Annotated in this window: 7 protein-coding genes; 2 read left to right on the top strand and 5 right to left on the bottom strand. The window is 69.2% G+C overall.

Annotated features, from left to right (window positions below; genetic code table 11):
- Positions 1-8 precede the first annotated feature (8 nt).
- The 3 genes from AWC19_RS21140 to AWC19_RS31655 all read right to left on the bottom strand — a co-directional run bounded on the left by AWC19_RS21140 (position 9) and on the right by AWC19_RS31655 (position 2,641).
- Entirely contained in the window at positions 9-752 is a 744-nt protein-coding gene (locus AWC19_RS21140) for a phosphoadenylyl-sulfate reductase (RefSeq protein ID WP_085079959.1), read from the bottom strand.
- Positions 749-2,428, bottom strand: coding sequence for a nitrite/sulfite reductase (locus tag AWC19_RS21145; protein WP_085079961.1), 1,680 nt, complete (start codon positions 2,426-2,428; stop codon positions 749-751). Before AWC19_RS21145 ends, AWC19_RS21140 begins: the two co-directional genes overlap by 4 nt.
- Before the next feature lie 111 nt (positions 2,429-2,539).
- Positions 2,540-2,641, bottom strand: coding sequence for an Ms4527A family Cys-rich leader peptide (locus tag AWC19_RS31655; protein WP_372508556.1), 102 nt, complete (start codon positions 2,639-2,641; stop codon positions 2,540-2,542).
- A 145-nt stretch (positions 2,642-2,786) separates the two neighbouring features.
- Here AWC19_RS31655 and hemW point away from each other — a divergent pair, with 145 nt between their 5' ends.
- Positions 2,787-3,959, top strand: coding sequence for a radical SAM family heme chaperone HemW (gene hemW, locus AWC19_RS21155; RefSeq protein ID WP_085079963.1), 1,173 nt, complete (start codon positions 2,787-2,789; stop codon positions 3,957-3,959).
- A 282-nt stretch (positions 3,960-4,241) separates the two neighbouring features.
- Here the strand turns inward: hemW and AWC19_RS21160 are convergent, their stop codons facing one another.
- The gene (locus AWC19_RS21160; RefSeq protein WP_085079964.1) at positions 4,242-5,480 is read right to left on the bottom strand and encodes a sodium-dependent bicarbonate transport family permease; all 1,239 of its coding nucleotides are present in this window, start codon (positions 5,478-5,480) and stop codon (positions 4,242-4,244) included.
- A 709-nt stretch (positions 5,481-6,189) separates the two neighbouring features.
- On the opposite strand from AWC19_RS21160, the gene AWC19_RS21165 reads away from it, so the two are divergent.
- Complete coding sequence (locus tag AWC19_RS21165) at positions 6,190-7,542, top strand: salicylate synthase (protein ID WP_085079966.1); 1,353 nt, start codon at positions 6,190-6,192, stop codon at positions 7,540-7,542.
- A 59-nt stretch (positions 7,543-7,601) separates the two neighbouring features.
- On the opposite strand, the gene AWC19_RS21170 is transcribed toward AWC19_RS21165, so the two are convergent.
- Entirely contained in the window at positions 7,602-9,284 is a 1,683-nt protein-coding gene (locus AWC19_RS21170) for a (2,3-dihydroxybenzoyl)adenylate synthase (protein WP_142281342.1), read from the bottom strand.
- Positions 9,285-9,301 lie beyond the last annotated feature (17 nt).

Genomic DNA, 9,301 nt, shown 5'->3' on the forward strand with positions numbered 1-9,301 from the left:
CGCGTGGTTCACGAAGCGTGCAACCCGCATTCCGTCTTGGCCAGGCCCTGCCAGCGCCCGCTGCGCGGGTCGGCGCCCGCGGCGGGCTTGGCGGTGCAAGGGGCGCAGCCGATCGACGGATAGCCCTCGTACACAAGGGGATTGACCAACACATCGTTCTCGGCGATGTAGTTCTGCATGTCCTCGTCGGTCCACGCCGCCAACGGGTTGACCTTCACCAGCTTGAACGCCTCGTCGAAGCTGATGAGCGGCGCGTTGGCCCGCGTGGGCGCCTCCACCCTGCGCAGCCCGGTGACCCAGGCGGAGTAGCCGCGCAGCGCCTTGCGCAGCGGGGCGACCTTGCGCAGCCGGCAGCATTCGCCGGGGTCACGGGCGAACAGGTCCTTGCCCAGCAGCTCGTCCTGCTGGGCGACGGTGTGCTCGGGAGTGATGTTGAGGACCCGCACGTCGTACACCGACTCCACGGCGTCGCGGGTGCCGATGGTCTCGACGAAGTGATATCCGGTGTCCAAGAACAGAACCGGCACGCCCGGGCGCACCTTGGCGGCCAGGTCCACCAGCACGGCGTCCTGCATGTTCGAGGCCACCACGTAGTTGCACGTCGCCCAGCCGCGCGGTCCGTTGACGCCGCCGAAGTTCTCCTCGGTCCACCGCAGCAGCTCGGTGGCGCTGGCGCCCTCGAGTTCCGCGGCGCCGCGGGCGGCCAGCTCGCGCAGTTCGGCCTCGGTCGGCTTGGTCGTTTCTTGGCTCATCGCAGGTCACCTTCGTCGGCGCGGACGACCCACTGGGCGAATCGTTCCCCGTCGGAGCGGTGTTTGACGAAATTGCGGACCACCCGTTCGACGTAGTCACCCAGCTCGTCGCTGGTGACCTTGTGCTGGCGCAACTTTCGGCCGAAGCCACTGTCCAGGCCGAGGCTGCCGCCCAGATGCACCTGGAAGCCCTCGACGGATCCGCCGTGGCCGTCGTCGACCATCTGCCCCTTGAACCCGATGTCGGCCACCTGAATTCGCGCGCACGAGTTCGGGCAGCCGTTGATGTTGACGGTGATCGGCACGTCCAGGCCCGCGTTGATGTCCTCGAGCCGGCGTTCCAGTTCGGGCACCAATTCCTGTGCGCGGCCACGGGTTTCGGCGAACGACAGCTTGCAAAACTCGATTCCCGTGCATGCCATGAGGTTTCGACGCCACTGCGACGGCCGCGACTGCAGGCCCAGCGCCTCGACTCCGGCGATCAGATCGTCGAGCGCGGCGTCGGGCACGTCGAGGATGACCAGCTTTTGGTAGGGGGTGAACCGGATCCGGTTCGAACCGGCCTGCGCGGCGAGTTCGGCGACCGCCGAGAGGATGGTGCCCGAAACCCGGCCGGCGATCGGGGAAACCCCCAGGGCGTTGAGCCCGTTTTTGAGCCGCTGCACGCCGACGTGGTCGATGGGGTGCTTGACGGGCTCGGGGGCCGGGCCGTCGATCAGGGGGCGCTTGAGGTACTCGGTTTCGAGGACTTCCCTGAATTTTTCCACGCCCCAGTCCTTGACCAGGAACTTCAGCCGCGCCTTGGAGCGCAGCCGGCGGTAGCCGTAGTCGCGGAATATCGACGTCACCCCCGCCCACACCTCGGGCACCTCGTGCAGCGGAACCCAGGCGCCGAGGCGCTGCGCCAGCATCGGGTTGGTGGACAGGCCGCCGCCGACCCACAGGTCCAGGCCGGGCCCGTGCTCGGGGTGGTTGACCCCGATGAACGCGACGTCGTTGATCTCGTGCGCGACGTCCTGCAGGCCCGAGATCGCGGTCTTGTACTTGCGCGGCAGGTCGGCGAAGTCGGGCTTGCCGATGTAGCGCCGCACGATCTCCTCGAGCGCCCAGGTGGGGTCGAGCACCTCGTCGAGCGACTCGCCGGCCAGCGGCGAACCCAGGATGACGCGGGGGCAGTCGCCGCACGCCTCGGCGGTCTGCAGCCCCACCTCGTCCAGACGCCGCCAGATCTCCGGGACGTTCTCGATTTCGATCCAGTGCATCTGCAGGTTTTGTCGGTCGGAGATGTCGGCGGTGTCGCGGGCGAACTCGGTGGACAGCTGGCCCAGCGTGCGCAGCGCGTCGGTGGTCAGGGCGCCGCCGTCGCAGCGCACCCGCATCATGAAGTACCTGGCCTCGAGCAAGTCGGCGTTGTCGTCGCCGGTGAAGGAGCCGTCGTAACCCTGCTCGCGCTGGGTGTAGAGCCCCCACCAGCGGAAGCGCCCACGCAGATCGGATTTCTCGATGCTGTCGAATCCGGCCTTGGCGTAAACGGTTTCGATGCGTTCGCGCACGTCGAGCGGGGCGCCGGCCTGCTTCATCTCTTCGTTGGGGTTGAGCGGCTCACGATCTCCCAGCGCCCACTGACCCTCGCTGCGGGCCTTGCTTTGCGCCCTAGCGGGACGGGCTGTGGTCATTTTTGAAGGTTCTCCTCTTCGCGAACGTTGCAGGCTTGGACGCGCGGCTCACCGGTTTTATTTCGGCGGCGCAGATCCGGCGCCTGGACGTACAGGGGGCGGTCTACGACATCAAGGCAGACAGCAACAGCTGCAGACACGCTTGAGATCGATGTGCCGCCGCGCCACGAGGGCGATGCGCGAGCTGGGCTGGGCGGCGATCACGGGCCCCATTGTGCCATGAATGCCGCCCAACTACGCCACCAGGTCAAATTTGCTCTCACGATGAGCAAAACTAGGCGGCAATCCTGGGTTATCAGGTTGACAAAGCCGGGAATTGCCTGGGAAGGGCGGACCGGCCGGCGTGGGATCATTTGGCATGCCCCTTCGCGAGGCCCCGGTCGACCTGCCCGCCGTACAGCCGGGCCCCGGGCAGCCGTTCGGTTTGTACGTGCACGTCCCGTTCTGCATCACGCGCTGCGGCTACTGCGATTTCAACACCTACACGCCGGCCGAGCTGGGCGGCGTCAACCCCGACGCCTGGCTGAGCGCGCTGGGCTCGGAGCTCGAGCTGGCGGCCGCGCGGCTGGGCGGACCGACCGTGGCCACCGTGTTCGTCGGCGGGGGCACCCCGTCTCTGCTGGGCGGCGAGCGGGTGGCCGGGCTGCTGAGCATGGTGCGCGAGCACTTCACGCTGGCGCCCGGCGCCGAGGTCACCACCGAAGCCAACCCCGAGTCGGCGTGGCCGGACTTCTTCGCGGCGATCCGGGACGCCGGATACACGCGCGTGTCGCTGGGCATGCAGTCGGTGGTCCCGCACGTGCTGGGGGTCCTCGACCGGATCCACACCCCGAACCGGTCGGCCGCCGCGGCCCGCGAGGCGCTGGCCGCGGGATTCGACCACGTCAGCCTGGACTTGATCTACGGAACCCCCGGGGAGTCCGACGACGACCTGCTGCGGTCGGTCGACACGGCGGTCGAGACCGGCGTCGACCACGTCTCCGCCTACGCCCTGGTCGTCGAGGAGGGCACGGCGCTGGCCCGCCGGGTCCGGCGCGGCGAACTGTCCGCTCCCGACGAGGACGTGCTGGCGCGCCGCTACGAATTGGTCGACGAGCGGCTCTCGGCGGCGGGCCTGACGTGGTACGAGGTGTCCAACTGGTCGCGGCCGGGAGGTGAGTGCCGGCACAACCTCGGCTACTGGGACGGCGGGCAGTGGTGGGGTGCGGGCCCGGGCGCGCACGGCTTCGTCGGCGTCACGCGCTGGTGGAACGTCAAGCATCCCAACGCTTATGCCCAGGCGTTGGCCGGCGGTGCGCTGCCGGTGGCCGGTTTCGAGCAGCTCGACGCCGAAGCCCGCCACACCGAGGACGTGCTGTTGAAGATCCGCCTGCGTCGCGGCCTTCCGCTCGAGCTGCTGGGCGAGGCCGAACGCGAACGCGCCGAGGGCGCCGTCGCCGACGGGTTGTTGGTTCCCGACGGCGACCGATTGGTGCTCACCGCACGCGGGCGGCTGCTCGCCGACGGGGTGGTGCGGGCGCTGCTGGACTAGTAGCTCCGGAAACCAGCGCCGACGCAGCCGTAATCTTCGATAAATCCGAAATCAAAAAAGCAGCGGCGGCTTGTGAAATTGTGCGTGAAGTTTTGCCAGAACCCCTGAAGCATCGGCGCCTCGCGGGAATTCGGTCCGGCCGCGGGGAAAGCGACACGAGGAGTTTTCCTGGCTGAATCAACGCATTAACGCATGCTTAACAATATCGTTTCCTCGGCGGGCGAATTGAGAGCGGCGCGGTGCTTTACACCGCGCCGCCGTCGTCGCCAGGGCGAAACGTCCTTAGGTGAACCAGTGCCCGATCAAGCGATTGATCTCGACGTAGAGCGGGATGCCGATGGTGACGTTGTAGGAGAACGTCAGGCCGAGCGATGCCGCCAACGGCAGGGTGGGGCTGGCTTCGGGGATGGCCAGCCGCTGGACCGCCGGGACGGCGATGTAGGACGCCGCGCCGCACAGCACCGCGAACAGGACGTAGGTGCCCGGCTTGAAGTCGGTGTGGGTGAGGTAGGCGTAGCAGTGGGCGACGAGCATCCCCAGCGGGGCGAAGATGTTCGGCGCGAGCAGCCCGAAGAAGATGAAGCCCGGACCGGCCGATCGCAGGTCCCGCAGCTTGCGCGACGCGGTCATTCCCATCTCGAGCAGGAACAGGCACAGCACACCCTGGAAGGCCAGCACGAAGAACTTGTCGTCGTCGGCAACGACCTTCTGGCCCTGCAGCCCGCTGATCAGGCCGATCAGGATGCCGCCGAAGAGCAGGACGAGACCGGGGTTGAGGAAGACCTCCTGCAGCAGCTCCCGAGAAAACAGCGGCATCCGCTTGGCCTTGCCGATCGCCGGGCTCTGGTCGGGCTCCCAGTTGGGATGCTCGAGCTTTTCCATCGAGAGTTCGAGCTCCTGCTCGAGGCCCCGGTCGTTCTCGGCCTCCAGGCTGCCGCCGTGCGGGGGGCGCGCGGCGGTGCCGGGGCCCACCCCCACCCGGACCGGCGGCGTGTAGCCGGCCTCGTCGGGCATGTAGCCCGCCTCGTCGAGGCCGCGGTGGCGCAGCCGCGCCACCAGGTACAGCGCCACCAGGCAGCCCGGGACCTCCATGACGGCCAGCATCACCGGCATGTAGGCGTTGAACGCCATCCCGATGGCGGCCAGCACGGCCACGCAGGTGGCGAACGTCCCCGCCGAGTCCGACCCGTAGTAACCGGCGACGGTCGCCTTGTCGACGCGCCGCATGGAGGTCAACCGGCCCAGCAGGAAGTAGGCCAGGAATCCGAGGGTGATGTTCAACAGGAAGCCCAACACCACGAAGCCGACGATGTTGCCGACCTCGTCGGGTCGGATCGTGGCGAGCTCTTCACCGCCGTGCCAGCCGATGGCCAGCAGCAGGTACATCGTCAGGCCCTGGTAAATCACATAGGGGAATTCAAACCGCACCTTGAGGATCGGGATCAGGAACCCGAAGTAGAAAAAGAGAAGAAGCGGCTTGAACAGGTTGTGCGTGAAGTTGTGCCAAAACTCTTGCAGCATGGGCGCCTCTCTAATTGATGCGGTGATCAAGGGAAGCACCGCCCGTGACCGGGCCTAACCACCAACATCCCCAGACCGTGCAGAAATTTAGCCCCGCGATTACGGCGTCGCCACTCGGAAGCGGCCCACAATCCCCAGGTTTGGGCGTGTGCGGCCCATCGGGCCGGTTTTGCTAAAGCGCGTGGTCACAGCGGTGCAGGTAGGGCCATTGAGCGGGGATTGGCGTGAATCCACTGTGATTATTCTGTGTGTTGACTGGAAAGTGGCGTGTCGCCCGGCGGGCGACCGTGGCCGCCGCCCCAATCGTCGGGCGCCCGCCGGCGGGTCGACGGGACCGGACCTCACACCGAAGACCTGCAACCCGTGAGGGTTTCGCGACGCCTGAGACGAGTCGCCAGCGCCCGGCCGGCGCCCTCGGTGCTGGAAATCCCGGGCAATCCGTAGCCGGGGGCTCCCAGGATTCTCACAAACCCGAAAGCCTGGCGCCGCGAACAGGGTGTCGGGCGTCATCGCGGGTGCACGGCAAATTGTTAGCTGGAGCACGCCGAAAAAGCCGGTCGTAAAAGTTGTGTTAACGCCGCGCCCACCGGGCCGAACGGCCGTTTCGCGGCGCGCGAACCTCCTCTCCGGCGCCGCGGGCAACCGGCGGGGACGCGCCGCGGGCGGGAGGGGTCGCGCGCGGCTTCATAGGTTAGGCTACATTTACTTCGTGACCGAGGTCAGCGTCGAGACGAGTCCCATCGGCACGGCGTCGCCGCCGATCCCCTTGCCTTCCGGCATCCGTCCGGCCGACGTGGCCGCCGAGCTGGCCTGGGCGCTGCCCGAGCGGCTCGGCGAGGAGTACCTGCTCTACGAGCGCGACGGCCGATGGGTGCTGGCCAGCGGGGTCCTCGCGATGGTCGAACTCGACAGCGACGAGCTGCGGTTGATCCGCGACGGCGCGACCGAGCGGCAGCGGTGGTCGGGCCGGCCAGCGCCGGTCCTGGCCGAGGCCGTCGACCGGCTGCTGCTGGAAACCGACCAGCTCTTCGGCTGGGTCGCCTTCGAATTCGGGGTCTACCGCTACGGCCTACAGGAGCGGTTGGCGCCGCGAACCCCGTTGGCGCGGCTGTTTTGGCCGCGCACCCGCGTCGTGGTGTCCGGCGAGGGGGTGCGGATCTTCGGCGCGGCGGCGGGCCACCGGGAGGCGGTCCGCGACCTATTGGACGGCGGCCTGCGCGGGGCGGGCGACCCCCGCGCGGTCGATGTCACCGCCGACCCGTCCGGCTATCGCGAGCGGGTGGCGGTCGCCGTGACCGAGATCGCGTCGGGCCGCTACCACAAGGTGATCTTGTCCCGTTGCGTCGCGGTGCCTTTCGCGCTCGACTTCCCGGCCACCTACCGGCTGGGGCGCCGCCACAACACGCCGGTCCGGTCGTTCTTGTTGCGGCTCGGCGGGATACGCGCCGTGGGCTACAGCCCCGAACTCGTGGCGGCCGTCCGGCACGACGGGGTCGTGGTGACCGAGCCCCTGGCCGGCACCCGCGCGCTCGGCCGGGGCGCCGCGCACGACCGGCGGGCCCGTGAGGACCTGGAGTCCAACTCCAAAGAGATTGTGGAGCATGCCATTTCGGTGCGCAGCTCGCTACAGGAAATGACCGAGATCGCCGAGCCCGGCACCGCGGTCGTCGCCGACTTCATGACAGTGCGGGAGCGGGGGAGCGTGCAACACCTGGGCTCCACCGTCACCGGCAGGCTGGCCGCCGCCCGCGACCGGATGGACGCGCTGGAAGCCCTGTTCCCGGCGGTCACCGCGTCGGGCATCCCGAAGGCGTCCGGCGTCGAGGCGATCCTGCGGCTCGATGAAGGGCCCCGCGGCCTGTATTCCGGTGCGGTCGTCATGGTTTCGGCGGACGGCGGGTTGGACGCGGCGCTGACCCTGCGGGCCGCCTACGAGTACGACGACCGGACGTGGCTGCGCGCGGGCGCCGGGATCATCGAGGCATCCGAACCCGAGCGCGAGTTCGAGGAAACCTGCGAAAAGCTGTCCACGCTCGCCCCGTATCTGGTCCCGCGGCGGTAAGGCGGCGCTCTGCTCGACGACGAAGGAACGCTCAGCGGGGGACAATAGGCGTTTTCACGTCAACGGTCCCCCGAACACGTTTCGGGCCGCCGCCGCCCGGGTACCAAGGTCGCTCCGTGCCGCCCCGGGGTGGCGGCGTCACCGAGTTGGCAAACGATCGCCTTCTTGTCCACCTTGCCGATCGGCGTGGTGGGCAGGGCGGCCATCGCGACCAGCATGTCGGGGCGGGCGTGGGTGGCCACCCCCCGCGCGTCGAGATGGGCGTTCAGCTCCGCGAGGCCGATCGGCTCTCCGGCGAAAACGACTGCCGCGCAAATCTTTTCACCCAGATAGGGATCGGGCAGGGGGACCGCGGCGACCGAGAAGATCGCGGGATGGCTCAACATCTGCTCTTCCAGGTCGGCCGCGGCGATCGTTTCCCCGCCACGGCAGATGACGTCTTTGACCCGGCCGGTGACCACCAGGTAGCCGTCGCCCCTGCGGCGCACGAGGTCGCCGCTGCGGTAGAAGCCGGCGGGATCGAAGGCGCGCTCGTTGTCGCGTTCCGCGCGGAAATAACCGTTGATCGTGTACGGCCCGCGCACCAACAGCTCGCCCTCCTCGCCGGCCGCCACGGGCTCGCCCGCGCCGTCGACGACGCGGACTTCGTCGGCGGCACACAACGGGCGCCCCTGGGTGTTCTCGACGATCTCGGGCGGGTCGTCCAGGCGGGTGTAGCACAGCAGCCCCTCGGCCATCCCGAACACCTGCTGCAGGCCCGGGGTCAGCGCGGCGCGCACCAGCCGGGCGTCCTCCGGCTCCAGCTTGGCCCCGCCAACTTGCAGCAGCCGCAACGACTTCGGCGGCTGCGGCTCCCATTCGCAGGCGCGCGCCCACAGCCTGGCCAGGGTCGGCACCAGGGCGGTGACGGTGACGCCATGGCGCGCGATGGCGGCGAAGGCGGCCTCGGGGCTGGGGTCGGTGCCCAGCACGGTGGTGGCGCCCGCAGTCATCGCGCCGAGCAGGCCCGGGCAGGCCAGCGGGAAGTTATGGCCCGCCGCCAGCACCGCGAGGTAGACGTCGTCGGCGCCGAGCCGGCACAGTTCGGCGCTCGCGGTCGCGTTGTACAGGTAGTCGTCGTGGGTGCGCGGAATCAGCTTGGGCATGCCGGTGGTGCCCCCGGAAACCAGCAGCAGCGCGGGCGACGCCGGGTCGGCCGTCGGCGGCGGTGCCTGCGCGGGGCTTTCGTCGCACAGCCGCGCCCACGGGATGAACGGTCCGGCGTCGCCGTCGACGATCACGTGGCGCAGCGCGGGCTGATCCCGCAGCAGGTCACCCGCCATGGACCGATAGTCGAAACCGCCGGCGGCGTCGGCGATCACCAGCGCGCTCGCCTGGCTCACGGCGGCGAAGTGCGCCAGTTCGGCGGCCCGGTGACCGGGCAGGCACAGCACCGGGATCGCCCCGGCCCGCAACAACCCGAACAGCGCCACCACGAACTGGCAACCGTTGGGCAGCTGCAACAGGACGCGGTCGCCCGGCGCGATGCCCAGTCCGCGCAGCCCGGCGGCCGCACGGTCGGCCCGCTCGTCGAGTTCGGCATAGCTCACGCCGCGAGGGGCGAGGGCGTCGACTACCGCCGTCCGGTCGCGCCAGCGCCGCGCCCCGTCGGTCAGGATCGTGTCCAGGGTCCGACCAGCCCAATAGCCGGCCGCCCGGTAGGCGGCGGCCCGGTCGGCCGGGAACGGCACGAACCCGTCCATGGCTCCGGCCGACGGCT

This window comes from Mycobacterium palustre (assembly GCF_002101785.1).
Lineage (GTDB): Bacteria > Actinomycetota > Actinomycetes > Mycobacteriales > Mycobacteriaceae > Mycobacterium > Mycobacterium palustre.

Bases quoted from the DNA above. Each gene is read 5' to 3' on its own strand.
- AWC19_RS21140 (WP_085079959.1), bottom strand. From the start codon at position 752: ATGAGCCAAGAAACGACCAAGCCGACCGAGGCCGAACTGCGCGAGCTG.
- AWC19_RS21145 (WP_085079961.1), bottom strand. From the start codon at position 2,428: ATGACCACAGCCCGTCCCGCTAGGGCGCAAAGCAAGGCCCGCAGCGAG.
- AWC19_RS31655 (WP_372508556.1), bottom strand. From the start codon at position 2,641: ATGGGGCCCGTGATCGCCGCCCAGCCCAGCTCGCGCATCGCCCTCGTG.
- hemW (WP_085079963.1), top strand. From the start codon at position 2,787: ATGCCCCTTCGCGAGGCCCCGGTCGACCTGCCCGCCGTACAGCCGGGC.
- AWC19_RS21160 (WP_085079964.1), bottom strand. From the start codon at position 5,480: ATGCTGCAAGAGTTTTGGCACAACTTCACGCACAACCTGTTCAAGCCG.
- AWC19_RS21170 (WP_142281342.1), bottom strand. From the start codon at position 9,284: ATGGACGGGTTCGTGCCGTTCCCGGCCGACCGGGCCGCCGCCTACCGG.